This is a genomic window from Streptomyces sp. A3M-1-3, from assembly GCF_024213665.1.
In the GTDB taxonomy this organism is placed as follows: domain Bacteria; phylum Actinomycetota; class Actinomycetes; order Streptomycetales; family Streptomycetaceae; genus Streptomyces.
This window is the reverse complement of sequence record NZ_JANAVP010000024.1, coordinates 47,391-72,788: the sequence shown is the minus strand read 5'-3', so window position 1 is coordinate 72,788 and position 25,398 is coordinate 47,391. Positions and strand designations below refer to the sequence as shown.

The following is a 25,398-nucleotide window of genomic DNA, read 5'->3' as shown; positions in this document are numbered from 1 at the left end:
GCCGCGGCGTCTGTGCACTGGGTGAGCAAGCTCACGTATCCGGCTGCGGGATCGGGGCAATTCAGGGCACTGCGCCGAGAATTACGTCACTCTCCGTGCGCATCCGGTGTACGCCAGTTCGCCGCGAGGGCGGGTCCGAGATGGTCGAGGTAACTCTCCGTCAGACCGCGGATCGCCTCCATGCTCGCGTCCTCCCCCTGCCCCCAGAGGCGCCCCGTGACCCGCATCACGCCGCTGAACGCCGCGACGGCGACACGGGGACGCGGGTCGGTGTCCACGTCCAGACCCTCGCGCTCGGCGATCAGCCGGGCGACCTTCTCCTCCAGCTCGGCGGAGCGGCGCAGGTGTACGGCGAGCAGGGCGGGCGTCGACTCGATCAACTGGTAGGCGCGCATGTGAAGTTCGACCGGCACCACCTCGGCGATGGCCTCGCCGATGGTGTCCCACGAGCCCAGAACCGCGTTGCGCATCGCTTCGAACGGACCTTCGTGCGCCGGTCGTTCGAGCATGGAGGCGTAGAAGTGCGACTCCACCAGGTCCTGGACCGCGAAGGCGGCCTCTTCCTTGTTCGCGAAGTAGCGGAAGAACGTGCGCTGGGAGACCTCCACCGCGTCGGCGATCTCGTCGACGGTCGTCCGTTCGTACCCCTTGGTCGTAAAGAGTTCGAGCGCCACGCGCAGCAGCGCGTCGCGGGTGCGCTGCTTCTTCAGTTCGCGCAGCCCGGCCGGTGGGGCCGCTGGCTGGTCCGTCGTCACCGCATGGTCCTCTTCTCGCCACATTGGCTCGCTCACGATACCTGTGAGCAACGTGACAGTTACCGACTCATGAACCAATTTGTCAATTGTCAGTCGCTGACACTAGTCTCGGAGTATGACTAGTCAGATCACCGTCGCCGACGCGGCGCCGGAACCTCCCGTCACCGGGCCGGCCAAGGGGCTGCGCGGCCACCCCTGGCTGACGCTGTTCTCCGTCGCGATCGGCGTGATGATGGTCGCGCTCGACGGCACGATCGTGGCCATCGCCAACCCGGCCATCCAGAAAGACCTGGGCGCGTCGCTCGCCGACGTCCAGTGGATCACCAACGGCTACCTGCTCGCGCTCGCCGTCGCCCTGATCACGGCCGGAAAGCTCGGCGACCGCTTCGGCCACCGCCAGACGTTCCTGATCGGCATCGCGGGGTTCGCCCTCGCCTCCGGCGCCATCGGCATGTCCGACTCGATCTCCCTGGTGATCGCCTTCCGCGTCCTTCAGGGTCTCTTCGGCGCACTGCTGATGCCGGCCGCGCTCGGCCTGCTGCGTGCCACCTTCCCCGCCGAGAAGCTGAACATGGCCATCGGCATCTGGGGCATGGTCATCGGCGCCTCGACCGCGGGCGGCCCGATCGTCGGCGGCCTCCTCGTCGAACACGTCAGCTGGCAGTCGGTGTTCTTCATCAACGTGCCGGTCGGTGTGATCGCGCTCGTCCTCGGCCTGGTGATCCTCCGGGACCACCGCGCCGAGAAGGCGCCGCGGTCCTTCGACCTCCTGGGCATCGTGCTGCTCTCCGCCGCCATGGCGTCCCTCATCTGGGGAATCATCAAGGCCGGTGAGTCGTGGGGCTGGGGCAGCGCCAACACCTGGGGCTTCCTGGGCGGCGCGGTCCTGCTCTTCGCCCTCTTCGCCTTCTGGGAGACCAAGGTGGCGGAACCGCTCATCCCGCTGGGCATGTTCCGGTCCGTGCCGCTGTCGGCCGGTGTCGTGCTGATGGTCCTGATGGCCTTCGCCTTCATGGGCGGCCTGTTCTTCGTGACCTTCTACCTGCAGGGCGTCAAGGGCCTCAGCCCGGTCGACAGCGGATGGCACCTGCTGCCGCTGACCGCCATGATGATCGTCTCCTCGCCGCTCGCCGGCGCGCTGATCACGAAGTTCGGCCCGCGCATCCCGCTGGTCGGCGGCATGGTCTGCACGGCAGTCGCCATGTTCGGCATGGTCACCCTTTCGACGGACACCGGCACACTGGCGATGTCCCTCTGGTTCGCGCTGCTCGGCCTCGGCCTCGCGCCGGTCATGGTCGGCGCCACCGAGGTCATCGTCGGCAACGCCCCGCTGGAGCTGTCCGGTGTCGCGGGCGGTCTCCAGCAGGCCGCCATGCAGGTCGGCGGCGCGCTCGGTACGGCCGTGCTGGGCGCCGTGATGTCGGCCAAGGTCAGTGCCGACTTCGCCGGCAACTGGCAGGCGGCCGGCATCCCCGGCCCGGCCGACCCGAGGCTGGAGCAGGCCGCCGAGTTCGGCATCGTGCCGGCCGAGCTCGCCAAGGCCCCCGGCATGACCCCGGACCTGACGGACCGGATCGGCACAGTCATCCACGACACGTTCATGTCCGGTATGGGGCTGGCCTTCACAGTGGCCGGCGTGGTCGCGGTGATCGCGGCGGTCGTCGCACTGTTCACCAAGCGCGGTACGAACGCCGAGGCCGGTGCGGGCGCCGCGCACGTCTGACGGCGCCCACATCTGACGCCGCGTCCGGCGTCAACCGCGTACGTACGACAGCCCCGCCGGGCGGTTCCGGCGGGGCTGTCGCCTATCCGGGTGGAACCGGCCGGCGGGTCTTTCCCCGAGGCTCCCGCGCAGGTCAGGGTGCAGACAACTGATCCGCACGACCACGGGGGTTGATCCGTATGCGCAAGACCGTCACCGCTGCCGCATTTGTTCTGGCCGCTGCCGCCCTGCTGCCGCAGGCTGCGGCCCATGGCGCCCACGCCGCCGCCTCGCCGCCCCGGCTCGGAGCATGCGGGGCGGGCCAGCTCTGCGTCTGGGCGAAACCCGACTTCAAGGGCGCCCGGCAGACGTATGAACTGACCGGCATCGACATCGAGAGCTGTGTGGCCCTCCCGGCGGGAACCACCGCACAGGCACTCGCGAACCGCACCGGACGGCCCGTCACCACCTACCAGTCCGCCGAGTGCGCGGAGACGGGCGAGTTCGAGACGTACCCGGGGGGCGGCACCTGGCTGCCCCAGTCGCCCTATCAGGTAAGGGCGTTCAAGGTCTGGGAGAGCTGAACGGGGGTACGCGATGTCCGAGCCCACATATCGACAACCCCAGGGAGTGATGATGGCGGGCTTTGGACACACCACGCGTACGCGCAAGAACCCTCGCTCGCGAGGCCGCATGTGGTCAAGGAGCGGGCCGGACCGCGCGACGCCGGGCATCGTCGGGCTGATCTGTGCGATCGCCGGATTCTTCGTGCTGGGGATCATCCTCGGCCCGTTGGCGATCGTGTGCGGATGGCTCGGCATGGGCCGCCGCTGGAACGGCGCACAGCCGGTACCGGCGCTGGTCGCCGTCGTGCTGGGAGCGATCGACACCGTACTGGCGATCGGCTGGCCGGCCGGGGCGTCCGCCCCGACCGCCTTCTTCTAGGTCCTGCCCGACGGGCTTCTTGTGGATCCTGTCCGGCAGATCCTCTCCGGCTACACCGGCGGCCGATCCGGGGCCGCGGCTGCCTGTACGGGCAGCTGTGCGGCCCCGGTGAGCCGGCCGACCTCCGCGCGCAGCGCCTTGACCTCCTCGGTCAACGCGGCGATCGCGGCGGTCTGCCGGCGCTCCTCCACGTCGTCCCGCTCGAAGCGGGCGATGAACCAGGCGGCGATGTTGGCGGTGACCACACCGAGCAGGGCGATGCCCGAGAGCATCAGCCCGACGGCGAGCACCCGGCCGAGCCCGGTGGTCGGCGCGTGATCCCCGTACCCGACCGTCGTCATCGTCGTGAAGGACCACCACACCGCGTCGCCCAGGTTCTTGATGTTGCCGCCCGGCGCGTCCCGTTCGACGCTGAGCACCGCCAGGGAGCCGAACATCAGCAGACCCACCACCGAGCCGGCGACATACGTCGTCAGCTGTATCTGCGGAGCCATCCTGGCCCGCCGCCCGACCAGCATCAGTGTGGCGACGACACGCAGCAGCCGCAGCGGCTGGAGGAGCGGGAGCAGCACCGCGAGCAGGTCCAGCCAGTGGCTGCGTACGAAGAACCACCGGTTGGGCGTGAGCACCAGCCGTACCAGATAGTCGGCCGCGAACGCGCCCCACACCACCCACTCGGTGACCGTACAGGCGGTGCGCACCGCGGAGTTGGCGTCGGGTGCCACGATCGGCACGGCGTAGGCGATGCCGAACGCCACCGCGAGCGCCAGCAACGGCGTCTGTGTGCGCCGTTCCCACCGCATCTGTGCTGGTTGCTGCTTCATGTCCGGCATCGTAAAGCGCCGAGGGGCGGCGGGACCCGTGGGTCCCGCCGCCCCTCGCATCAGCCTTCCTGCGCTACGCGTCGCCGCCCGCCGCGCCCGGGTCGGCCGCGGCCACGTTCAGCAGCTGGTAGCGGTCGACGGCCGTCTTCAGCACCGAGCGGTCGATCTTGCCCTCCTTGGCGAGCTCGGTGAGCACCGCCAGCACGATCGACTGGGCATCGATGTGGAAGTAGCGGCGCGCCGCGCCTCGCGTGTCGGCGAAGCCGAAGCCGTCCGCACCGAGCGAGGTGTACGAGCCGGGGACCCAGCGCGAGATCTGGTCCGGTACCGAGCGCATCCAGTCCGAGACCGCCACGAAGGGACCCTCTGCGGCGGAGAGCTTCTGCGTCACGTACGGGACGCGCTGGTCCTCCTCCGGGTGGAGCAGGTTGTGTTCCTCCACCTCGACGGCCTCGCGGCGCAGCTCGTTCCAGGAGGTCGCGGACCAGACGTCCGCCTTGACGTTCCACTCCTCGGCAAGGATCCGCTGGGCCTCCACGGCCCACGGCACGGCGACACCGGACGCCATGATCTGGGCCGGGATCGCACCGGACTCGCCGGCCTTGAAGCGGTGGATGCCCTTGAGGATGCCGTCGACGTCCACGTCGTCGGGCTCGGCCGGGTGCTGGATCGGCTCGTTGTAGACGGTCAGGTAGTAGAAGACGTCCTCGGCCTCGGGGCCGTACATCCTGCGCAGACCGTCCTTGACGATGTGCGCGATCTCGTAGCCGAAGGCCGGGTCGTAGGCGATACAGCCCGGGTTGGTCGAGGCGAGCAGCTGCGAGTGGCCGTCCGCGTGCTGCAGACCCTCGCCGGTCAGCGTCGTACGTCCGGCGGTCGCGCCCAGGACGAAGCCGCGCGCGAGCTGGTCGGCCATCTGCCAGAACTGGTCGCCGGTGCGCTGGAATCCGAACATCGAGTAGAAGACGTAGACCGGGATCAGCGGCTCGCCGTGCGTCGCGTACGCCGAACCGGCGGCGATCAGCGAGGCCGTGCAGCCCGCCTCGGAGATGCCGTCGTGCAGCATCTGCCCGGTCGGCGACTCCTTGTACGCGAGCAGCAGGTCGCGGTCCACCGCTTCGTACTGCTGCCCCAGCGGGTTGTAGATCTTGGCGCTCGGGAAGAACGCGTCCATGCCGAAGGTGCGGTACTCGTCGGGGGCGATCAGCACGAAGCGCCTGCCGATCTCCTTGTCCCGCATCAGGTCCTTCAGGATGCGGACGAACGCCATGGTCGTGGCGATCGACTGCTGGCCCGAGCCCTTCCGCGCGGCCGCGTAGGTCTTCTCCTCCGGCAGCACCAGCGGCTTCGCGCGCACCACGCGGGTCGGGACGTAGCCGCCCAGGCCCTTGCGGCGGTCGTGCATGTACTGGATCTCTTCGGAGTCCCGGCCCGGGTGGTAGTACGGCGGCGCGCCGTTCTCCAGCTGCTGGTCGGTGATCGGGATGTGCAGCCGGTCGCGGAAGCGCTTGAGGTCCTCGACCGTCAGCTTCTTCATCTGGTGGGTCGCGTTGCGGCCCTCGAAGTTCGGGCCGAGCGTCCAGCCCTTGACCGTCTGCGCCAGGATGACGGTCGGCTGCCCCTTGTGGGCCTTGGCAGCCGCGTAGGCCGCGTAGACCTTCTTGTGGTCGTGACCGCCGCGGCCGAGGTGCAGGATCTGCTCGTCGGTCATGTTCGCGACCATCGCGCGCAGCCGGTGGTCACCGCCGAAGAAGTGCTCGCGGATGTACGCGCCGGTCTCGGTCGCGTACGTCTGGAACTGGCCGTCCGGCGTGGTGTTGAGCTTGTTGACCAGGACGCCGTCGCGGTCCTGCGCGAGCAGCGGGTCCCAGGTGCGGTCCCAGACCAGCTTGATGACGTTCCAGCCGGCACCGCGGAACTGTGACTCCAGCTCCTGGATGACCTTGCCGTTGCCGCGCACCGGGCCGTCGAGGCGCTGCAGGTTGCAGTTGACGACGAAGGTCAGGTTGTCGAGGCCCTCGCGGGCGGCGATGGAGAGCTGGCCGAGCGACTCGGGCTCGTCCATCTCGCCGTCGCCGAGGTACGCCCATACGTGGGACTTGGAGGTGTCGGCGATGCCGCGCGCCTCCATGTAGCGGTTCATCCGGGCCTGGTAGATCGCGCCGATCGGGCCGAGGCCCATCGAGACGGTCGGGAACTCCCAGAAGTCCGGCATCAGCCGCGGGTGCGGGTAGCTGGAGAGGCCGTACGGAGCCTTCGACTTCTCCTGGCGGAAGGCGTCGAGCTGCTGCTCGCCCAGCCGGTCCAGCAGATAGGCGCGGGCGTAGACACCGGGGGAGGCGTGTCCCTGGAAGAAGATCTGGTCGCCGCCGTCGCCCTCGTCCTTGCCCCGGAAGAAGTGGTTGAAGCCCACGTCGTAGAGGGAGGCGGAGGAGGCGAACGTGGCGATGTGGCCGCCGACGCCGATGCCGGGGCGCTGCGCACGGGAGACCATCACGGCCGCGTTCCAGCGGGTCGCGTTGAGGATCTTGCGCTCGATCTCCTCGTTGCCGGGGAAGAACGGCTCGTCCTTGGTGGCGATGGTGTTGACGTAGTCCGTGCTGCGCATCTCGGGCACGGCCACACGCTTCTCGCGTGCCCGTTCGATCAGGCGGAGCATCAGGTAACGGGCGCGCTCACGGCCGCGCTCGTCCACGGCGGCGTCGAGGGAGTCGAGCCACTCCTGCGTCTCCTCGGGATCGAAGTCCGGGACCTGGCTCGGAAGGCCGCCAATGATGATCGGATTGCGATCGGATCCGGAAGCCACGCTGTTCCTTCGCTGTCGGTTGATCTACGGGGTGTTCTGCCGGGCTATTGCTGGTGTCGCGCCGCCTCCCATCGTGTACCGCGGGGACGGAAACGTCATCTCTACCGAGAGGTAACCAGGGGCCGGTCTTGGCCAAATCGCAACCTTACGCCCAAGACGTTCATGTGGTTCGTAAAGCCGTTCGGCCCCGAACGGCGTACGGATGCGGCAGAAGGTTGCAAAGGCGCCCAAACGGTGTGGTGTGGATCACCAGAGGGCGCCCTGGCTGTGCCTGGAGTTGCGGCGACACGGCCGTAAACGTCACCGTTTCGACGGTCTCGACGGCCGGGTACTTGCGCGATCCGCCGCGCCCGTGTGGACTACGCCCAATGCTGCGCGTACGCGCGTGGCTGAAGGCAATCCCCAAAACATGATCAGGAGGCAAGCCGTGAGCGCGACCGCGGACCACGCGGAGGAGCGGACCAACCCTGCCGCGAGGCTGGGTTTCCAGCCCGAGCAGGTGGTCCAGGAGATCGGCTACGACGACGATGTCGATCAGGAGCTCCGCGAGGCCATCGAGGAACTCATTGGCACCGAGCTCGTCGACGAGGAGTACGACGATGTGGCCGATGCAGTGGTGCTGTGGTTCCGAGAGGACGACGGTGACCTGACGGACGCGCTGGTCGATGCCACCCAGCTGATCGAAGAGGGTGGGCCGGTCTGGCTGCTCACCCCCAAGACCGGCCGCGACGGGTACGTCGAACCGAGCGACATCAACGAGGCCGCACAGACCGCGGGCCTGTCCCAGACCAAGAGCGTCAACGCCGGCAAGGACTGGACCGGCAGCCGTCTGGTGACCCCCAAGGCAGCCAAGTCCGGCAAGCGCTGAGCCGCAGGCTCTGCCGTGAGCGATCAGGGCCCCCGCCGACATCCGTCGGCGGGGGCCCTGTGCGTGGCGTCGATGCGTAGGCTGGGCACCCCGAACGGCCCATTGAAGGGATACGCGACTCATGGCGATCGAGGTCGGCACCAAGGCCCCGGACTTCGAGCTCAGGGACAACCACGGCGCGACCGTGCGGCTCTCGGACTTCAAGGGTGAGAAGAACGTGGTGCTGCTCTTCTATCCGTTCGCCTTCACCGGCGTGTGCACGGGCGAACTGTGCGCCCTGCGCGACGAGCTGCCGAAGTTCGTCAACGACGACGTACAGCTGCTCGCCGTCTCCAACGACTCGATCCACACGCTGCGCGTCTTCGCCGACCAGGAGGGGCTGGACTACCCGCTGCTGTCCGACTTCTGGCCGCACGGCGAGGCCTCGCGCGCGTACGGGGTCTTCGACGAGGAGAAGGGCTGCGCGGTGCGCGGCACCTTCATCATCGACAAGGACGGCGTGGTGCGCTGGACCGTCGTCAACGGGCTGCCTGACGCCCGCGACCTGAACGCGTACGTCAAGGCGCTCGACACCCTCGCCCCCTGAACCCTCCCCACCCTCTGAACCTGCGTGAAGAGGGTGTTTAGGCCGGGAACCGGTCACTAGGATCGGCACGTTGATCCGATTACCAACGCACGACGGGGCCCATCCCCTCAAACCAATGGAGGACTCGTGGGAGTCAGCCTCAGCAAGGGCGGCAACGTCTCGCTGACCAAGGCCGCCCCCAACCTGACGGCGGTCATCGTCGGTCTGGGCTGGGACGCTCGTACCACCACCGGCGGGGACTTCGACCTCGATGCCAGCGCCATACTGACGAACGACGCGGGCAAGGTCGCCAACGACTCGAACTTCGTCTTCTTCAACAACCTGAAGAGCCCGGACGGCTCGGTCGAGCACACCGGTGACAACCTCACCGGTGAGGGCGAGGGCGACGACGAGGTCATCAAGGTGAACCTCGCCGGCGTACCTGCCGACGTTGCCAAGATCGTCTTCCCGGTCTCGATCTACGAGGCCGAGAGCCGCCAGCAGAGCTTCGGCCAGGTGCGCAACGCGTACATCCGCGTCGTGAACTCGGCGGACAACAACGAGCTGGCCCGTTACGACCTGAGCGAGGACGCCTCGACGGAGACCGCGATGGTCTTCGGCGAGCTCTACCGCAACGGGGCGGAGTGGAAGTTCCGCGCCATCGGCCAGGGCTACGCCTCGGGCCTGCGCGGCATCGCGCAGGACTTCGGCGTCAACGTCTGAGCAGGCCGCACTCCGTCCGGCGCCGCACTCCGAGTGCGGCGCCGGACGTGCCTGTTCATCCACACCGTCAGCTGGGGAGGACATAGATCATGGGCGTCACGCTCGCCAAGGGAGGCAATGTCTCCCTCTCCAAGGCCGCACCGAACCTCACCCAGGTGATGATCGGGCTCGGCTGGGACGCGCGCTCGACCACCGGGGCCGACTTCGACCTCGATGCCAGCGCGCTGCTGTGCAACGCCGGACGCGTACTGGGCGACGAGTACTTCGTCTTCTACAACAACCTCAAGAGCCCGGACGGCTCGGTCGAGCACACCGGTGACAACCTCACGGGGGAGGGCGAGGGCGACGACGAGTCGATCCTGCTGGACCTCTCCAAGGTGCCGGCCAACGTCGACAAGATCGTCTTCCCGGTCTCCATCCACGAGGCCGACAACCGAGGTCAGACGTTCGGTCAGGTCACCAACGCGTTCATCCGTGTGGTGAACCAGGCGGACGGCCAGGAACTGGCCCGCTACGACCTCTCGGAGGACGCTTCCAGCGAGACGGCGATGATCTTCGGCGAGGTCTACCGCTACGGCGGCGAGTGGAAGTTCCGGGCAGTAGGACAGGGGTACGCGTCGGGGCTCAGGGGCATCGCTCTAGACTTCGGGGTCAACGTTTCGTAAAGCCGCGCACGGCGCGGGGGAGACCCGTACACACATGATTGGGTAGCCAGTGGTTCTGAAAACCTTCGGCTGGTCGTTCGCGGTCACCGCGCTCGGTCTGGTCGCAGCGGTGTTCTACGGCGGATGGGCCGCATTTGGGATTGTGGCGATCCTGTCCGTCCTCGAGATCTCGCTGTCCTTCGACAACGCGGTGGTCAACGCCGGAATCCTGAAGAAGATGAGCGCCTTCTGGCAGAAGATCTTCCTCACCGTCGGCATTCTCATCGCCGTCTTCGGCATGCGACTGGTCTTCCCCGTCGTCATCGTCGCCGTCAGCGCCAAGATCGGCCCCATCGAGGCCGTCGACCTGGCGCTGAACGACAAGAACATGTACCAGCAGCTGGTCACGGACGCCCACCCGTCGATCGCCGCCTTCGGTGGCATGTTCCTGCTCATGATCTTCCTCGACTTCATCTTCGAGGACCGGGACATCAAGTGGCTCGGCTGGCTGGAGCGCCCGCTGGCCAAGCTCGGCAAGATCGACATGCTGTCGGCCTGCATCGCGCTGATCGTGCTGCTCGTCGCCGCGATCACCGTCGCGACCCAGGCCCACCAGCACGGTGGCGCGCATGTCGACAAGTCCGCGACCGTGATGCTCTCCGGCATCGCCGGCCTCATCACCTATCTCGTCGTCGGCGGGCTCTCCGGCTTCTTCGAGAACAAGCTCGAAGAGGAGGAGGAGCGCGAACACGAGGCCGAGGAGGAGGCCAAGAAGAGAGGCAAGCCGGTCTCGGCCGTCGTACTCGTCGGCAAGGCCGCGTTCTTCATGTTCCTCTACCTCGAGGTCCTCGACGCGTCCTTCTCCTTCGACGGCGTCATCGGCGCGTTCGCCATCACCAACGACATCGTGCTGATGGCGCTCGGCCTCGGAATCGGCGCCATGTACGTCCGGTCGCTCACGGTCTACCTGGTCCGCCAGGGCACCCTCGACGACTACGTCTACCTGGAGCACGGCGCGCACTACGCGATCGGCGCGCTCGCGGTGATCCTGCTCATCACCATCCAGTACGAGATCAGCGAGATCATCACCGGCCTCATCGGTGTGTTCCTGATCGCCTGGTCCTTCTGGTCCTCCGTCCGCCGCAACAGGCGGATCGCGGCGGAGGACGGAGGAAATTCCAGCGACAAGGAACAGGTTCCGTCCGGGGTGTGACCGGGACGGGATTGCGGAACGCTCTACGCGGGGCGGCCACACGGGCACCAGCCCGCAGGCCGCCCCGCGGCCATGTTCGCGAGCCACCTGGGGGGTGGAATGGGCTTCTGGGACGGTCTGTTTCCGAGGAGGACCGCGCAGTTCGAGTCGGGCAGCGCCTCGTCCAACGCCATCGAGTTGACCAAGCGGCACACGACGGTCTCGCTCAGCAAACAGGGGGCGGTCAGCGGCAATCTGCGCGTCAACCTGTCCTGGCAGATGAGGACCTCCGACATAGGCGGCAGGTCCCGGCAGAGCGGTCAGCTGCTGCGTCACCCGTTCAAGCTGTTCAAGCCCGAGGTGGTCCAGGCACACACCCAGGGGATGGTGAACGTCGACCTCGACATCGGCTGTCTGTACGAGCTGACGGACGGCAGCCGGGGCGTGGTGCAGCCGCTGGGCAACTTCTTCGGGAGCCTCAATGCGCCGCCGTACGTCAAGCTCAGCGGCGACGACCGGTTCGGTGCCCCGTCCGGTGAGACGATCTTCGTCAATCTCGACCATGCCGAGCAGATCAAGCGGCTGCTGGTGTTCGTCTACATCTATGACCAGACGCCCGCCTTCGACCGGACCCACGCCGTGGTGACGCTCTACCCGAGCAACGGGCCGCGCATCGAGATCGCGCTGGACGAGCGGGCACCGCAGGCCCGCTCCTGCGCGGTCGTCTCCATCGAGAACGTCAAGGGCGAGCTGATCGTCCGCCGCGAGGTGAAGTTCGTGTACGGCTTCCAGGCCGAGCTGGACCGGCTCTACGGGTGGGGGCTGCAGTGGGGCAGGGGCTACAAGACGAAGGTCTGACGGGCGCGGTCCGACAGGGCACTCAGCGCCGGAGGAACTGAGGTCCCTGCGGCGGCAGCCGGAAGTCCGGGTCGGCCGTGGGCGCCGGAATCGTGGCCGCCGGCTGCGGATAGCCGTACGCGGGCTGCGGCGAGGCCGGCTGGGGGTAGCCGTACGCGGGCTGCGGCGAGGCCGGCTGGGGGTAGCCGTACGCGGGCTGCGCCGTGGGCTGAGGGGGCACCTGCGGGTACCCGTACGCGGGCTGGGGCTGGGGCTGCGGCTGGGGCTGCGGCTGGGGCTGCGGCTGGGGCGCGGGCTCTGCGACGGCCTGGCCCTGGTCGGGAGTCGCGGACTCGCCGTCGCCCTCGTCCACCGAGATGCCGTGGTTCGTGGCCAGGCCGACCAGGCCGTTGGAATACCCCTCGCCCAGCGCGCGGAACTTCCAGCCGTCGCCGCGCCGGTACAGCTCGCCGCAGATCAGCGCGGTCTCCGCGCCGGTCTCGGGCCGTACGTCGAAATAGGCGAGCGGCTCGCCGCTGCCCTGCGCCGTGGCGTCGTAGACGAGGATGCGCAGGTCCCGTACCCGCTCGAAGGGGACATCCTCGGCGGACGCCACGATCAGTACCCGGTCCACCGCGCGTTCGAGACCGGCGAGGTCCGTCTGCACCGCGTCCGTCACGCCGTCCGCCAGACGCTTCTTCCCCAGCCGCCACACCAGCCCCGAGGGGTGGCGCGGCTGGTTGTAGAAGACGAAGTCCTCGTCGGAGCGCACCCGGCCGTCGGCGCCCACCAGCAGCGCCGAGGCGTCCACGTCCGGAACGTCCGGGCCGGGGGTCCAGCGCAGCACGGCCCTGACCGCCGTGGCGTTTACGGGGACGTTCGAGCCCTTCAGCATCGCGTGCGTCATGCCGGTCATCCTGCCTTCCCCGACACTGGAGGGACAACGCGGGGGCTCTTGTTCTCCGCGCGCGACATGGGCATGGTGCAAGCGGGTTACCTGGATTTCATGTGCTTGGGGAACTCTTGACATGCATTCGTACGTACTATTACCGGCCACGTTCGATCGGGCCGCCAAGGCAGTACGGGGAAACACATGCGTCATTTCGGGCATCTTTCGCCTGCCGTCCGTGCGGGTCTCTTCCATCAGGAGCCGTGCGACTTCACCGCCGCCTCCCCGGCCCGCATACTCGCCGCTGCCCTCGGTGCCACGCTCTACAGCCCCGCCACCCGGCCCAGGCTCGCCGACGACGTACGGAAGCAGGCCGGCCGTGGCGTCGTCTCCATGGTGCTCTGCCTGGAGGATTCCATCGACGACGCCGAAGTCGCACCCGGCGAGGAGAACCTGGTCCGGCAGTTCGCCGACCTCGACGCGCGCGACGAGGAAAGTCCGCTGCTTTTCATCCGGGTCCGTGAACCGGGCCAGATTCCGGACCTGGTGCGCAGGCTCGGCCCCTCGGTGCGGCGGCTGTCCGGATTCGTACTGCCGAAGTTCACGGAGGAGCGTGGCGTTCCGTTTCTGGAGGCGCTCGCCACGGCGGAAGCGGCGAGCGGACACCGCCTCTTCGCCATGCCCGTACTGGAATCGCCCGAGCTGCTCCATCTGGAAACCCGCCCCGAGACGCTCAGCGGAATCGCCCGCACGGTGGACAAATACCGCGAGCGGGTCCTTGCGCTCCGGCTCGGCGTCACGGACTTCTGCTCGGCGTACGGTCTGCGCAGGTCTCCGGACATGACCGCGTACGACGTCCAGATCGTCGCCGCGGTGATCGCCGATGTCGTGAACGTGCTGGGTCGGGCGGACGGTACGGGCTTCACCGTGACCGGGCCGGTGTGGGAGTACTTCCGCCTCCAGGAACGCATGTTCAAGCCCCAGCTGCGCCGCAGCCCCTTCATGGAGGGACGGGCGGAGGACCTGCGGGCCACGCTGATCGAGCACGACCTGGACGGACTGCTCAGGGAGATAGAGCTGGACCGGGCCAATGGCCTGCAGGGCAAGACCTGTATCCACCCGTCGCACGTGCTGCCCGTGCACGCACTGTCCGTCGTCAGTCACGAGGAGTTCACTGACGCGCAGGACATCCTGCGGCCCGAACGGGGCGGCGGCGGGGTGCTGCGTTCGGCGTATACGAACAAAATGAATGAAGTGAAGCCGCACCGGGCCTGGGCCGAGCGCACGCTGCTGCGGGCCGAGGTCTTCGGCGTGGCGAAGGAAGAGGTCGGCTTCGTGGAGCTGCTCACGGCCGGGCTCTCCGGCTGAATGACGAGGGAAGAGAAAGTCAAAGTGGTGGTCTGGTCGGGAACGTGGGTCGCGGAGCGCCTGGGCGTCGCGCTCGAAGGTGACGAGCGGCTGAGCGAGCTGCTGGGACTGGCCCTGCGCCGCAATCCCAAGCGGGCGCATCTGCTGGTGTCGAACGTGCTGGGCAAGCACGTGCCGCAGTCGCCCTCGGTCGTATACGACGCGGGATTCGCACTCGGCGAGCGGGTGCGGGCGCTGCTGGGCGACGCGGAGGCGGCGCGCGCGGTCGTCCTCGGCTACGCCGAGACGGCGACCGGGCTCGGCCACTCGGTCGCCGACGGGGTGGGCCTCGCGCCGTATCTGCACTCGACGCGCCGCCCGGTCGAGGGGGTAGCCCAGGCGGGCGGCTTCGAGGAGTCGCACTCCCACGCGACTTCGCACCTGCTCCTGCCCGAGGACCCGCGCCTGCTGGCCGGCGACGGCACGCTGGTCCTGGTGGACGACGAGTTCTCCACCGGCAACACGGTGCTGAACACGATCCGCGCCCTGCACGAGCGCTACCCGCGCAAGCGGTACGTAGTGGTCGCCCTGGTGGACATGCGCTCGCCGGCGGACGTGGCCCGGATGGAGGCGCTCGCCGGGGAGCTGACGGCCCAGATCGACCTGATAGCCCTTGCCCGAGGAACGGTCCGGCTCCCGGCGGGCGTACTGGAGAAGGGCCAACGACTGGTCGCGCAACAGGAAGCGACGTCAGCGCCGACCGTCGGGGCACTGTCCGAGGTCCCAGAGGCCCCGGCACCCGCCGGTTCGGCCGGGGCCGGGGCGGTGGTCCAGGCCGTCGGCCCGGCCGACGGGCCTGGGGCTCCCGGGGCGGTGGCAGCGACGGCGGTTCCGGCCGATGGGCCGGCCGACGTGCCAGGGGGTCCTGCCATCAGCGGTTCGTCCCGTGCCGCGGGGGTGGCCCCGACGGCGGTTCCGGCCGACGTGCCAGGGGCTCCCGCCGTCAGCGGTTCGTCCCGTGCCGCGGGGGTGGCCCCGACGGCGGTTCCGGCCGATGGGCCGGGGGGTCCTGGCGCCGGCGAGGGTTCGGCCCGGGTCGGGGGACCGGCGGGCGGTCGGGAGGCGGTCGTTGCTGCCGGCGGGTGCGTCCGGGTGGCGCTCGGGTGGCCCGGTGGGGTGCCCGATGGGGGGCGGCACGGGTTTACGCCCGCGCACCGCGCGGCGCTGGAGGCCGCGCTGCCGGGCATGGCGGCGCGGATCGCCGACGCGCTCTGCGCGCCGGACGCCCCGCACGCCGAACGCGTCCTCGTCCTCGGCTTCGAGGAGCTGATGTACGCCCCGCTCAGGCTGGCGCGCGCCCTGGAGGACGCCGGCGCCGCGCCCGAGGTGCGGTACTCGACCACCACCCGGTCGCCCGTCCTCGCCGTGGACGACCCCGGGTACGCGATACGCAGCCGGATCGTCTTCCCCGCCCACGACGCCCCGGCCGACGGCCCCGGCGAGCGGTACGCCTACAACGTCGCGGGCGCCGGCTTCGACGCGATCGTCGCCGTCGTCGACTCCGCCGCCGACACCCCCGAACTGCACGCCCCCGACGGCCTGCTGGCCCAGCTCGCCGCCCACGCCCCGCGCGTGGTGCTGGCCGTCGTCCCCACATACGTACCAGCGCACGCCCCTCAACGGCAGGAGCCGTCCATGCCCGAGCCCCTGCGCGGCCCCGCGTTCTCCTCGTACGCCCCGGACGAGGTCGGCTGGCTGCTCCAGGACCTCTCCGACGTGGAGCTGGAAGCCCCCACCGAGGAACGCGAGGAGGCGATCCAGGCGGGTGGTGCGCACTACGCCGAGTCGCTGCCCGTCGAGTACCAGCCGACCGCCGCGTACCAGGAGCTGTTCCACGACGCGCTGGACGCCTCCGCGGCCAGGATCGCCCGCGCTGTCGGCGCCGTCACCGAAACCGTGCTCGCCGAGCGGTCGCCCCATCCCGTGCTGGTCTCCCTCGCCCGCGCCGGCACACCCGTCGGCGTACTGATGCGCCGCTGGGCGCAGTACCGGTACGGCCTGGACCTGCCGCACTACGCGGTGTCCATCGTGCGCGGCCGCGGCATAGACACCAACGCGATGCGCTGGCTCGCCGCCCACCACGACCCGGCCGACGTCGTGTTCGTCGACGGCTGGACCGGCAAGGGAGCGATCACGCGCGAACTGGCAGACGCGCTGGCCGAGTTCGAGGGCTTCGACCCGGAGATCGCAGTCCTCGCCGACCCGGGCGGCTGCGTCCGTACGTACGGGACGCGCGAGGACTTCCTCATCCCGTCCGCGTGCCTCAACTCGACCGTGTCCGGGCTGATATCGCGTACTGTCCTGCGCGCCGACCTCGTCGGTCCGGACGACTTCCACGGCGCGAAGTTCTACCGCGAGCTGGCCGGCGCCGATGTCTCGGGACACTTCCTGGACACCGTCGCGGCCCGCTTCGACGAGGTCGCGGACGCGGTGGACGCCGACGTTAAGGAGCTGCTCGCGGCGGACCGCGCGCCCACCTGGGAGGGCTGGGCGGCCGTCGAGCGGATCAGCGAGGAGTACGGCATCCACGACGTGAACCTCGTAAAGCCGGGCGTCGGCGAGACGACCCGTGTCCTGCTGCGCCGCGTCCCCTGGAGGATCCTCGCCAAGCGCGGAGCCGGCGGCGACCTCGACCATGTGCGGCTGCTCGCCGAGCAGCGCGGCGTACCGGTCGAGGAGGTCGACGAACTCCCGTACACCTGCGTCGGATTGATCCACCCGCAGTACACGCGCGGCGCGACGGGCGCGGACGGCAAGGCGGTGGCTGCCAAGTGAGCATCCTCATTGCCAGCGACCTCGACCGTACGCTGATCTATTCGGCCGCCGCGCTCGGCCTGACCATGCCCGACGCGGAGGCCCCGCGCCTGCTCTGCGTCGAGGTGCACGAGCGCAAGCCGCTGTCGTACATGACGGAGAGCGCGGTGGCGCTGCTCACCGAGCTCACCGCCGACACCCTGTTCGTACCGACGACGACCCGCACCCGCAAGCAGTACCAGCGCATCCGGCTGCCCGGCACCGCCCCGAAGTACGCGATCTGCGCGAACGGCGGGCATCTCCTCGTCGACGGCGTCTCCGACCACGACTGGCGGGCCCAGGTGGCCGGGACCCTGGCCGACGAGTGCGCCCCGCTGGAGGAGATCCGCGCCCATCTGGCCGCCGTGGCCGACCCGGCCTGGCTGCGCAAGGAGCGGGTCGCCGAAGACCTCTTCGCCTACCTCGTCGTCGAGCGCGCGCTGCTGCCCGAGGACTGGGTCAAGGAGCTGGGCGCGTGGGCGGAGTGCCGCGGCTGGACCGTGTCCCTGCAGGGCCGCAAGATCTACGCCGTACCGAAGCCGCTCACCAAGAGCGCGGCAGTAGGGGAGGTCGCGCGCCGCACCGGTGCCACGCTCACCCTCGCCGCGGGCGACTCGCTCCTCGACGCGGATCTGCTGCTGGCCGCGGACCGCGGCTGGCGGCCCGGGCACGGGGAGCTGGCGGAGGCCGGCTGGAGCGCGCCGCACCTCACCGTGCTGCCGCAGCAGGGCGTGGCGGCGGGGGAGGAGATCCTGCGGGAGTTCGGCCGCGCCGCGGCCGTGGGCCGGTCCTGACCTTGGTATCAGTGGTCGAAACCTTGGTATCAGAGGGGTCGGACCCGCCCGACCCCTCTGACCCCTCCGACAGGGAGCGCGACGCACGATGAGCAAGGGCAACACCACCAAGATCACCGACGAGCTGTACGCGTATATGCTCGCCCACAATCCGCCGCTGAGCGCCGTCCAGCGTGAGCTCGTCGAGACGACGTACGCCGAGCTGCCCGAGCACGCCGGCATGACGTCGGCGGAGGAGCAGGGTCCGCTGCTGGCCTTCCTCGTCCGCCTGACGGGCGCGAGGCACATCGTGGAGGTGGGCACGTTCACCGGCTTCTCCGCGCTGGCGATGGCCGAGGCGCTGCCGGCCGACGGCAGGCTGATCGCCTGTGACGTGTCGGAGGAGTGGACGGCGTACGGACTCGAGGCGTGGGCGAAGGCAGGCGTGGCGGACCGCATCGACCTGCGCATCGCGCCCGCGCTGGAGACCCTGCGGACCATGCCGGCCGAGCCGCACATCGATATGGCGTACCTGGACGCGGACAAGAGCAGCTACATCGCGTACTGGGACGAGTTGGTGCCGCGGATGAGGCAGGGTGGCCTGATCGTCACGGACAACGTGCTGTTCCACGGCGCGGTGACCGATGCGGGTGCCGCCGGGGCCGCGGCGGCGATCAAGGAGTTCAACGAGCACGTGGTGTCGGACGGGCGCATGGACAGCGTGATGCTGACGGTCGCGGACGGCCTGACCCTCTCCCGCAAGCGGTAGCGCGCCGCCTGGCGGCGGGACTCAGCCGCAGCAGCCGCCTCCGCAGCAGCCGCCCCCGCCACCTCCGCCGCCCTGGGCGGCCGCGGGCGCCGCTGACCGGCTTCCGCCGACGGCGACGGCCGACAGCAGCTTGACCGTGTCGTCATGACCGCCGGGGCACGCGGCGGGCGCGGAGGACTCGGCCATCGGGCGGCTGAGCTCAAAGGTGTCGTCGCAGGTCCGGCAGCGGTATTCGTAACGAGGCATGGGCCAAGGCTATCCGCTCGGGGGTCGGGCCTACGCGGACGTCAGCCACTTCCTCCTGGCCGCGGATCCGGCCAGCTCCCGTTCCCGCTGCTCGCGAGCTGCCCGGTCGGGGTGGCGGGCCTGCCAGTACGGATTGTCGTGCGGCAGGGCGCTGCCGACGCGTCCGTACATCCCGAAGAACATCAGCATCACGCCGACCACGAAGCTGAACAGCACGTTCTGGATCCTGAAGGCCAGGAAGTTGAAGTCCGTCTCCAGCAGCGCCATGTTGACGAAGCCGCTCAGGATGAAGGCGATGCCGAGGATCATGTTCAGGCTCGAGGCGAAGTTGCCGCCGATGACCATGCCGACGAAGAGCAGCAGGCCGACGCAGATGGAGAGCACGCTCAGCGCGCCGTTGGTGTTCAGCCCCGCGACCGTGTCACCGCCGGTGTCGAAGAAGCCGATCCTGTCGACCAGCCCGAGGATGCCGAACGCGAGCAGCACCAGGCCCATCAGGCCCGCGCCCACCCGGTAGAACTTGCTGAGGCGGTGATCGACGGGCAGATGCTCGTCGAGGTGAATGCGGCGCCGGGGGTGGGAGTGGAGTACCTGACCGGCCATCTCGGCCTCCTTGCTCAGCGCGTCAGCCGTACGGACCACGTCTCTTCAGGATCCGCCTGCCCCCCCGCGCGCGACAAGTCAGCTCCCGCTCAGCTCCCGCTCAGCTCCCCGAACCCCGCTCCTCACGGATCTCGGCCACCACCCGGGCCGTGGTCCGCCGGACGGCCTCCGTCTCGGTCAGGAAGTGCCAGTAGTCGGGGTGGCGGCCCTCCAGGCCGGCGATCGCACGCTCCAGCCGCGCCACGCCGTCGTCGAGGGGGCGGGCGTGCCGCGGGTCCGGGGTGTTGCGGCCGGCCATCGCCAGCCGCTGGGCGTCCCGGATCGCGAAGCGTGTGCGCTGGATCTCCTGCTGCGGATCCTTCGACACGGCGTTGAGGCGCTGCAGCCTGTCGCCGGCCGCGGAGACCGCCTCGTCGGTGGAGTTCAGCAGTGCCCTGACCGTACTGAGCAGGGAGGTCGCATCCGCCCAGCGCTGCTCCTCGCGCGCCTTACCGGCCTCGCGCAGCTTTTCCTCGGCCTGCCGTACGGCGTTGGCCGCCTGCTCCGGCACCGGCTGCAGGTCCTGCCAGCAGGCGGCGGTGAAGCGGCGGCGCAGCTCGCTCAGTACGGGATCGACCTTGCCGGACCGGGTGGTGAGGGCTTGCGCGCGCGTCCTCAGCGAGACGAGCCGGCGGTCGATCTCGGCGGCGCGCTCGGGAAGCCGCTCGGCTTCGGTCCGTACGGCTTCCGCGTCACGCACTACGCGGTCGGCGCGCTGGATGGTCTCCTGTACGCCGTGCTGGCCCGCTCCCTGGTTGAGCTTGGTCAGGTCGGGGGCGAGGGCGGCCAGCCGCGCGGCCAGATCGTCCGCTCTCATTCCGGATTGGCGCACCGAATCGAGAGCATTGCTCGCGGCGAGGAGCGCCTGTCGAGCCCGCTCGACCGCCGGAGCGAGCCGGGCGAGCTGCGTTTCGGCCTTGTCCAGCAGCGGCCCCAGCCCCTGCGTAAAGCGGTCCAGCTCCCCCTTGACCCGTACCAACTCGTCCTTGGCCCGGTCCAGCTCCGCCCGAGCGCGGACGGCGACCGAAGCCTCCAGGTCGTCCCGGTCCAGATCATGCGCGTCGACGGCGGTGATGTACCCATGGCTCACCTCGTCGATCCGGCGCCCCAGCGCGGCGAAGTCCTCCACGGCCCTACGTGCCCCGGGCGAACTGTCCACGGCAGTGATCGTCTCGATCGAGATCCGCAGATCCCGCTGCGCCGTGTCCAGCTCGTAGAAGGCGGCGGCCGCGGCATCCTTCGCGGCCTGCGCTTCGGCCCGTCGGCTGTCGTCCCGCCCGCCGAACCAGCGCCGCGTACCCCCGCCGGCGACGGCCAGTGGGAGGACGGCCGACAGCGCCACCGGCAGCAGCATCAGCGCAACGACACCCCGGACAGCACCCACTTTCGTGTACGGCTGCGCGCGTCTGGCCGTCACAATCCCTCTCCCGTGCTGTGTCCGCCCTGCCCGGTTCATTCTCCCACCAGGTAAGGACGAACACACGGGCCGGTTAGTTCGCGCTTCGCACCGTTACTTCCCCGCTGTCGCTCCGGGCCGTGACCACGTGCGCACTGCTCTCGCTGCGGTCGACCTTTACATCGACGTCCCCGTTCTCGCTCTCGGCCGTCACCTTGTAAGCGGCCCGGGGCAGCTCGACGGTCACATCCCCGTTGTCGGAACGGATCGTGAGTTTGTTGTCGAACCCGGACGCGACGACGGCCCCGTTGTCGTCCTCCACCTTCACCACGACCCCGCGGGGCACCTTGATCCGGTGCTTGACGGCGCAGTCACTGACCAGCGCGTCGCACTCGGTCCGCAGCTTGAGCGTGCCCCCGTCGAGCCCCCACGTCACCTTGGGATCCTCCCCGAGCGCGGTCCACCCGCTGAACCACCGGGTCACCTCCAGCTCCTTCACATCGGCGGGAGCGATCTCGATGTCGGAGCCGTCCGAATCGACGGTCAGCGTCTTGCCGCTCAGCGCGAACGCGCGGGTCTCCGGCTTCTCGTCGTCGGACACGGCGGAACCGGAACCACACCCGGTCATGACCAGCGCGGCAGCCAGGGCCCCGCCGGCGGCGAGGAACGTACGAGTGCGGAGAGCCATGCTGATCCCCCAAGATCATCGACGGGCACCACGGCCATCTGCCGAGCCCACCAACGACCCTACGAACACCCCCCGCCAACCAGCATCCGGCCGCCCACCGAATCCGGGGTGGGGCTACCCCCCGCCCGTCCGACGGTGCGTCAGGGGCGCTGATGCAATGTAGGCTGTCCACTCATCCACGGGTGCGTAGCTCAGGGGTAGAGCGCTGCTCTTACAAAGCAGATGTCGGCGGTTCGAAACCGTCCGCGCCCACCGCGTTAAGTAGCAGGTGAGAGCCTGCTTCGGCCCCCCGGTCATGATCGACTGGGGGGCCGTTTTCATGATCGATGCCACATGGATGCCACATCCCCACCGGACAGCCCTGAGATCGTCACTCAATCGAGGGACGGACTCGCTGCCCTGAGCACGTAGAGCGCAGTCCATGGGAGGGGCCGGTCGTCCCCACGCGTGCCTGTCTGTAAGCACTTGGAAGAAGTGCTTATAAACAGCAGCCGGGGCCGGGTGCTACTGGCCGCAGACGGTGCAGGGCCACGTCGTCTGCGAGGTGCAGTTGCCCCAGTCGTCGTACACGTAGACCGTCGTCCAGCGGCTGACCGCCCGCCGCGGCCCGCTCAGGGCCCTCGTCGCCGTCGAGCACTCGATCATCACCGCGATCTGGCACATGCTCACCGACAACGTCGCCTACCACGAACTCGGCGGCACCTACAACGCGACCCCGAACGCGCCACCCGCCGGGCCATCACCCAGCTCAACCAGCTCGGCTACACCGTCACCGTCAACCCGAGGGAGACCGCCGCCTGACAGTCCCGGACACGGGACACCCGGCAGCCCTCAACAGCCACCGGGCACCCAGCCCTGCCCACACCCACCCTGACCTGCTGTTATTTACGCGTCAGAGGCCATGTAAGGGGCCCACTGTGCGGGGGCTCCGGCCGTTCGCGTACCTGCGCGACGCCTGGTGCAACTTGTACGAATCGGGTAGAGACTCACAGGTAGCACTGACCGGTAGCCACACCGGCGCCGGCCCCTGACATCGACGCAGCGGCGAGGTGAGCCCCCTCATGTCCGCACCATCCGAGACCTCCAAGCCCGACGAGACCTCCAGGCCCCACGAGCCCTCCGCGAGCTCAGCAAGCCCAGCCGGCACCGGACCCAAGGTGACCGAGCGGGAAGCCCGCCAGGTGGCCGAGGCCGCCCGCGAGCAGGACTGGCGGAAGCCCAGCTTCGCCAAGGAACTCTTCCTCGGCCGCTTTCGCCTGGACCTCATCCATCCCCACCCGATGCCGACAGGCGAGGACGCCCGGCGCGGTGAGGAGTTCCTCGCCAAGCTTCGCGACTTCTGCGAGACGAAGATCGACAGCGCCCGCATCGAGCGCGAGGCGCGGATCCCCGACGAGACGATCGACGGGATCAAGGATCTCGGCGCGCTCGGCATGAAGATCGACATCAAGTACGGCGGGCTCGGCCTCACCCAGGTGTACTACAACAAGGCGCTCGCCCTGGTCGGCTCGGTCAGCCCAGCCCTGGGCGCCCTCCTCTCCGCCCATCAGTCCATCGGCGTACCGCAGCCGCTGAAGATGTTCGGCACCCAGGAGCAGAAGGACGAGTTCCTGCCCCGCTGCGCCCGGACCGACATCAGCGCCTTCCTGCTCACCGAGCCGGACGTCGGCTCCGACCCGGCCCGCCTCGCCACGAGCGCGGTCCCGGACGGGGACGACTACATCGTCGACGGCGTGAAGCTGTGGACGACGAACGGCGTCGTCGCCGACCTGCTCGTCGTCATGGCCCGCGTCCCCAGGTCCGAGGGCCACAAGGGCGGCATCACGGCGTTCGTCGTCGAAGCCGCCTCGCCCGGCATCACCGTCGAGAACCGCAACGCCTTCATGGGCCTGCGCGGCCTGGAGAACGGCGTCACCCGCTTCCACCAGGTCCGGGTCCCCGCGGCCAACCGCATCGGCCCCGAGGGCGCCGGCCTCAAGATCGCACTGACCACGCTCAACACCGGCCGCCTCTCACTGCCCGCGATGTGCGTCGGCGCGGGCAAGTGGTGTCTGAAGATCGCCCGTGAGTGGTCGTCCGTACGCGAGCAGTGGGGCAGGCCGGTCGCCCAGCACGAAGCCGTCGGATCCAAGATCGCCTTCATCGCCGCGACCACGTTCGCACTCGAAGCGGTCGTGGACCTGAGCTCCCAGATGGCCGACGAGGACCGCAACGACATCCGCATCGAGGCCGCCCTCGCCAAGCTGTACGGCAGTGAGATGGGCTGCCTGATGGCCGACGAACTGGTCCAGATCCGCGGCGGCCGCGGTTTCGAGACCGCGGAATCGCTCGCGGCCCGCGGCGAACGGGCCGTCCCCGCCGAGCAGATCCTGCGCGACCTGCGTATCAACCGCATCTTCGAGGGCTCGACGGAGATCATGCATCTCCTCATCGCCCGCGAGGCCGTGGATGCCCACCTCGCGGTGGCCGGCGATCTCATCGATCCCGACAAGTCCCTCTCCGACAAGGCGAAGGCGGGGGCGAACGCCGCGGGGTTCTACGCCAAGTGGCTGCCCAAGCTCGTCGCCGGGCCCGGCCAACTCCCACGCACGTACGCAGAGTTCCACCCCGCCGGCCACCCCGATCTGTCCGCCCACCTCCGCGTCGTCGAGCGCGGAGCCCGCAAGCTTGCCCGCTCCACCTTCTACGCCATGTCGCGCTGGCAGGGGCGGATGGAGACCAAACAGGGTTTCCTGGGCCGGATCGTCGACATCGGCGCCGAACTCTTCGCCATGAGCGCGGCCTGCGTACGCGCCGAACACCTGCGCACCACCGGCGAACACGGACGCGAGGCGTACCAACTCGCCGACGCGTTCTGCCGCCAGTCCCGCATCCGCGTCGACGAACTCTTCGCCCGCCTGTGGACCAACACCGACGACCTTGACCGCAAGGTCGTCGACGGCGTCCTGTCCGGTACGTACACCTGGCTGGAGGAGGGCGTCCTCGACCCCTCGGGCGACGGCCCCTGGATCGCGGACGCGACCCCCGGCCCCTCCAAGCGGGACAACGTCCACCGTCCGATCCGCTGAACCGCACCAAGCCGTGACCGCCGTCCCGCTCAGGGGCGGCGGTCACGGCTTGCGTGCCCAACACCACCTGCGGCTAAGGTGCATCCGCCACGCACCGAGGGGGAACCACCATGTCTGCCGCACCGCCGCCGGGCCCGCACCCGTACCACCCGTACCACCCGTACGCCGCCCAGCCGCACGCCCAGCCCGGCCCGTACCCGGCGCCCTGGGGAGCGGTCCCCGCCCCCGTTCCGGTCTGCCGTATCTGCGGGTCCATGCCGGTGTCCCCGGCGGCCGTACGCGGTCACCAGGGATTCATCGTCATCATGCGCTTCCTCAAGGCCGAGGGCCCGTTCTGCAGAACCTGCGGCATCGCCACCTACCGCAAGATGACCGCCGACACCCTGGTCCAGGGGTGGTGGGGGGCGCTCTCCGCCCTCATCACCCCGTTCACCCTGCTGGCGAACCTCTTCGCCCGCGCCGCCTTCCGCAAACTGCCCCAGCCGTACGGCGGTTGGCGCCCGCCCCTCGACCCCGGAAAGCCCGTGCCACTGCGCCCCCAGGGGCTGCTGTTCCTCATTCCGCTGGGGCTGGTCCTCACGGCGGTGACCGCCCTGATCGCGGTGGGTGTGGTCGTGGGCAGCGACTCGGAGTCGACCGGTTTCACGGCCGGCGACTGCGTACGCAACAACGCCGACTGGCCCGACCAGGATCTGGAACGTGTCGGCTGCGATACGACGGGTGAGCGCTACGAAGTCGCCCGCCACGAGGACTGCGGCCCCACCGACTACCTCATGCGCCTGGAGTACAGCGCTGACGGGGCGACGTCGTACTGCCTCAAGCACCGCTCCGGAGGGGGCGCCGTGTCCATCCCCTGAACGGTTGCG

The 25,398-nt window shown here is 69.4% G+C and carries 24 protein-coding genes and 1 tRNA gene; 16 read left to right on the top strand and 9 right to left on the bottom strand.

Annotation, left to right across the window (positions count from 1 at the left end; all coding sequences use genetic code 11):
- Positions 1-86: 86 nt before the first annotated feature.
- On the bottom strand, positions 87-779 hold the full coding sequence (locus NLX86_RS24800) for a TetR/AcrR family transcriptional regulator (protein WP_254374027.1): 693 nt from the start codon (positions 777-779) through the stop codon (positions 87-89).
- A 91-nt stretch (positions 780-870) separates the two neighbouring features.
- Here NLX86_RS24800 and NLX86_RS24795 point away from each other — a divergent pair, with 91 nt between their 5' ends.
- The 3 genes from NLX86_RS24795 to NLX86_RS24785 all read left to right on the top strand — a co-directional run bounded on the left by NLX86_RS24795 (position 871) and on the right by NLX86_RS24785 (position 3,402).
- Positions 871-2,478: an MFS transporter gene (locus NLX86_RS24795; protein ID WP_254373987.1), complete on the top strand. Its 1,608-nt coding sequence runs from the start codon at positions 871-873 to the stop codon at positions 2,476-2,478.
- A gap of 179 nt (positions 2,479-2,657) precedes the next feature.
- Positions 2,658-3,041 (top strand): peptidase inhibitor family I36 protein, encoded by a 384-nt coding sequence (locus NLX86_RS24790; protein WP_254373986.1) that lies wholly within the window; start codon positions 2,658-2,660, stop codon positions 3,039-3,041.
- Positions 3,042-3,090: 49 nt separating this feature from the next.
- Positions 3,091-3,402 carry a small hydrophobic protein gene (locus NLX86_RS24785; protein WP_254374026.1) on the top strand — a complete coding sequence of 104 codons (312 nt, stop codon included), beginning with the start codon at positions 3,091-3,093 and terminating at the stop codon, positions 3,400-3,402.
- Positions 3,403-3,452: 50 nt separating this feature from the next.
- Here NLX86_RS24785 and NLX86_RS24780 read toward each other — a convergent pair whose 3' ends face one another.
- Together NLX86_RS24780 and aceE are read right to left on the bottom strand one after the other, a co-directional pair.
- Positions 3,453-4,226, bottom strand: coding sequence for a potassium channel family protein (locus tag NLX86_RS24780; protein WP_254373985.1), 774 nt, complete (start codon positions 4,224-4,226; stop codon positions 3,453-3,455).
- Between the two features lie 73 nt (positions 4,227-4,299).
- Positions 4,300-7,032: a pyruvate dehydrogenase (acetyl-transferring), homodimeric type gene (aceE, locus tag NLX86_RS24775; protein ID WP_254373984.1), complete on the bottom strand. Its 2,733-nt coding sequence runs from the start codon at positions 7,030-7,032 to the stop codon at positions 4,300-4,302.
- Positions 7,033-7,459: 427 nt separating this feature from the next.
- Here aceE and NLX86_RS24770 point away from each other — a divergent pair, with 427 nt between their 5' ends.
- The 6 genes from NLX86_RS24770 (at position 7,460) to NLX86_RS24745 (ending at position 11,882) form a co-directional block, all read left to right on the top strand.
- On the top strand, positions 7,460-7,900 hold the full coding sequence (locus NLX86_RS24770) for a DUF3052 domain-containing protein (RefSeq protein WP_254373983.1): 441 nt from the start codon (positions 7,460-7,462) through the stop codon (positions 7,898-7,900).
- Positions 7,901-8,021: 121 nt separating this feature from the next.
- Positions 8,022-8,486, top strand: a complete 465-nt coding sequence (locus NLX86_RS24765) for a peroxiredoxin (protein ID WP_254373982.1) — start codon at positions 8,022-8,024, stop codon at positions 8,484-8,486.
- A 126-nt stretch (positions 8,487-8,612) separates the two neighbouring features.
- Positions 8,613-9,188: a TerD family protein gene (locus NLX86_RS24760; protein ID WP_254373981.1), complete on the top strand. Its 576-nt coding sequence runs from the start codon at positions 8,613-8,615 to the stop codon at positions 9,186-9,188.
- 89 nt (positions 9,189-9,277) lie between these two features.
- Entirely contained in the window at positions 9,278-9,853 is a 576-nt protein-coding gene (locus NLX86_RS24755) for a TerD family protein (protein WP_254373980.1), read from the top strand.
- A 49-nt stretch (positions 9,854-9,902) separates the two neighbouring features.
- Entirely contained in the window at positions 9,903-11,045 is a 1,143-nt protein-coding gene (locus NLX86_RS24750) for a DUF475 domain-containing protein (RefSeq protein WP_254373979.1), read from the top strand.
- 99 nt (positions 11,046-11,144) lie between these two features.
- A complete protein-coding gene (locus NLX86_RS24745) occupies positions 11,145-11,882 on the top strand; it encodes a Tellurium resistance (protein WP_254373978.1) in 738 nt (245 codons plus the stop codon).
- A 22-nt stretch (positions 11,883-11,904) separates the two neighbouring features.
- Here NLX86_RS24745 and NLX86_RS24740 read toward each other — a convergent pair whose 3' ends face one another.
- Positions 11,905-12,768, bottom strand: coding sequence for a TerD family protein (locus NLX86_RS24740; protein WP_254373977.1), 864 nt, complete (start codon positions 12,766-12,768; stop codon positions 11,905-11,907).
- 186 nt (positions 12,769-12,954) lie between these two features.
- Between NLX86_RS24740 and NLX86_RS24735 the strand changes: the two genes are divergently transcribed.
- The 4 genes from NLX86_RS24735 (at position 12,955) to NLX86_RS24720 (ending at position 18,492) form a co-directional block, all read left to right on the top strand.
- Positions 12,955-14,118: an HpcH/HpaI aldolase/citrate lyase family protein gene (locus NLX86_RS24735; protein ID WP_254373976.1), complete on the top strand. Its 1,164-nt coding sequence runs from the start codon at positions 12,955-12,957 to the stop codon at positions 14,116-14,118.
- Positions 14,119-16,932, top strand: a complete 2,814-nt coding sequence (locus NLX86_RS24730; protein WP_374213954.1) for a phosphoribosyltransferase domain-containing protein — start codon at positions 14,119-14,121, stop codon at positions 16,930-16,932.
- The gene (locus tag NLX86_RS24725; RefSeq protein WP_254373974.1) at positions 16,929-17,744 is read left to right on the top strand and encodes an HAD family hydrolase; all 816 of its coding nucleotides are present in this window, start codon (positions 16,929-16,931) and stop codon (positions 17,742-17,744) included. The genes NLX86_RS24730 and NLX86_RS24725 overlap by 4 nt, the downstream gene beginning before the upstream one ends.
- Positions 17,745-17,832: 88 nt before the next feature.
- The gene (locus NLX86_RS24720) at positions 17,833-18,492 is read left to right on the top strand and encodes an O-methyltransferase (RefSeq protein ID WP_254373973.1); all 660 of its coding nucleotides are present in this window, start codon (positions 17,833-17,835) and stop codon (positions 18,490-18,492) included.
- A 21-nt stretch (positions 18,493-18,513) separates the two neighbouring features.
- On the opposite strand, the gene NLX86_RS24715 is transcribed toward NLX86_RS24720, so the two are convergent.
- The 4 genes from NLX86_RS24715 to NLX86_RS24700 all read right to left on the bottom strand — a co-directional run bounded on the left by NLX86_RS24715 (position 18,514) and on the right by NLX86_RS24700 (position 21,464).
- Positions 18,514-18,738, bottom strand: coding sequence for a zinc ribbon domain-containing protein (locus tag NLX86_RS24715; RefSeq protein WP_254373972.1), 225 nt, complete (start codon positions 18,736-18,738; stop codon positions 18,514-18,516).
- A 30-nt stretch (positions 18,739-18,768) separates the two neighbouring features.
- A complete protein-coding gene (locus tag NLX86_RS24710; protein ID WP_254374025.1) occupies positions 18,769-19,341 on the bottom strand; it encodes a DUF4383 domain-containing protein in 573 nt (190 codons plus the stop codon).
- A 100-nt stretch (positions 19,342-19,441) separates the two neighbouring features.
- Positions 19,442-20,836 carry a hypothetical protein gene (locus tag NLX86_RS24705; protein WP_374213953.1) on the bottom strand — a complete coding sequence of 465 codons (1,395 nt, stop codon included), beginning with the start codon at positions 20,834-20,836 and terminating at the stop codon, positions 19,442-19,444.
- Between the two features lie 34 nt (positions 20,837-20,870).
- Positions 20,871-21,464 carry a DUF4097 family beta strand repeat-containing protein gene (locus tag NLX86_RS24700; protein ID WP_254373970.1) on the bottom strand — a complete coding sequence of 198 codons (594 nt, stop codon included), beginning with the start codon at positions 21,462-21,464 and terminating at the stop codon, positions 20,871-20,873.
- A 180-nt stretch (positions 21,465-21,644) separates the two neighbouring features.
- Here NLX86_RS24700 and NLX86_RS24695 point away from each other — a divergent pair.
- Positions 21,645-21,716, top strand: a tRNA-Val gene (locus NLX86_RS24695).
- A gap of 252 nt (positions 21,717-21,968) precedes the next feature.
- Here the strand turns inward: NLX86_RS24695 and NLX86_RS24690 are convergent.
- The gene (locus NLX86_RS24690) at positions 21,969-22,127 is read right to left on the bottom strand and encodes a hypothetical protein (RefSeq protein WP_254373969.1); all 159 of its coding nucleotides are present in this window, start codon (positions 22,125-22,127) and stop codon (positions 21,969-21,971) included.
- 398 nt (positions 22,128-22,525) lie between these two features.
- Here NLX86_RS24690 and NLX86_RS24685 point away from each other — a divergent pair, with 398 nt between their 5' ends.
- Positions 22,526-24,532: an acyl-CoA dehydrogenase family protein gene (locus NLX86_RS24685; RefSeq protein ID WP_302061712.1), complete on the top strand. Its 2,007-nt coding sequence runs from the start codon at positions 22,526-22,528 to the stop codon at positions 24,530-24,532.
- Positions 24,533-24,642: 110 nt separating this feature from the next.
- Complete coding sequence (locus NLX86_RS24680) at positions 24,643-25,389, top strand: hypothetical protein (protein WP_254373968.1); 747 nt, start codon at positions 24,643-24,645, stop codon at positions 25,387-25,389.
- Positions 25,390-25,398 lie beyond the last annotated feature (9 nt).

Bases quoted from the DNA above. Each gene is read 5' to 3' on its own strand.
- NLX86_RS24800 (WP_254374027.1), bottom strand. From the start codon at position 779: ATGTGGCGAGAAGAGGACCATGCGGTGACGACGGACCAGCCAGCGGCC.
- NLX86_RS24795 (WP_254373987.1), top strand. From the start codon at position 871: ATGACTAGTCAGATCACCGTCGCCGACGCGGCGCCGGAACCTCCCGTC.
- NLX86_RS24790 (WP_254373986.1), top strand. From the start codon at position 2,658: ATGCGCAAGACCGTCACCGCTGCCGCATTTGTTCTGGCCGCTGCCGCC.
- NLX86_RS24785 (WP_254374026.1), top strand. From the start codon at position 3,091: ATGATGGCGGGCTTTGGACACACCACGCGTACGCGCAAGAACCCTCGC.
- NLX86_RS24780 (WP_254373985.1), bottom strand. From the start codon at position 4,226: ATGAAGCAGCAACCAGCACAGATGCGGTGGGAACGGCGCACACAGACG.
- NLX86_RS24765 (WP_254373982.1), top strand. From the start codon at position 8,022: ATGGCGATCGAGGTCGGCACCAAGGCCCCGGACTTCGAGCTCAGGGAC.
- NLX86_RS24755 (WP_254373980.1), top strand. From the start codon at position 9,278: ATGGGCGTCACGCTCGCCAAGGGAGGCAATGTCTCCCTCTCCAAGGCC.
- NLX86_RS24745 (WP_254373978.1), top strand. From the start codon at position 11,145: ATGGGCTTCTGGGACGGTCTGTTTCCGAGGAGGACCGCGCAGTTCGAG.
- NLX86_RS24740 (WP_254373977.1), bottom strand. From the start codon at position 12,768: ATGACGCACGCGATGCTGAAGGGCTCGAACGTCCCCGTAAACGCCACG.
- NLX86_RS24735 (WP_254373976.1), top strand. From the start codon at position 12,955: ATGCGTCATTTCGGGCATCTTTCGCCTGCCGTCCGTGCGGGTCTCTTC.
- NLX86_RS24730 (WP_374213954.1), top strand. From the start codon at position 14,119: ATGACGAGGGAAGAGAAAGTCAAAGTGGTGGTCTGGTCGGGAACGTGG.
- NLX86_RS24720 (WP_254373973.1), top strand. From the start codon at position 17,833: ATGAGCAAGGGCAACACCACCAAGATCACCGACGAGCTGTACGCGTAT.
- NLX86_RS24715 (WP_254373972.1), bottom strand. From the start codon at position 18,738: ATGCCTCGTTACGAATACCGCTGCCGGACCTGCGACGACACCTTTGAG.
- NLX86_RS24710 (WP_254374025.1), bottom strand. From the start codon at position 19,341: ATGGCCGGTCAGGTACTCCACTCCCACCCCCGGCGCCGCATTCACCTC.
- NLX86_RS24705 (WP_374213953.1), bottom strand. From the start codon at position 20,836: ATGAACCGGGCAGGGCGGACACAGCACGGGAGAGGGATTGTGACGGCC.
- NLX86_RS24700 (WP_254373970.1), bottom strand. From the start codon at position 21,464: ATGGCTCTCCGCACTCGTACGTTCCTCGCCGCCGGCGGGGCCCTGGCT.
- NLX86_RS24690 (WP_254373969.1), bottom strand. From the start codon at position 22,127: ATGTGCCAGATCGCGGTGATGATCGAGTGCTCGACGGCGACGAGGGCC.
- NLX86_RS24685 (WP_302061712.1), top strand. From the start codon at position 22,526: ATGTCCGCACCATCCGAGACCTCCAAGCCCGACGAGACCTCCAGGCCC.
- NLX86_RS24680 (WP_254373968.1), top strand. From the start codon at position 24,643: ATGTCTGCCGCACCGCCGCCGGGCCCGCACCCGTACCACCCGTACCAC.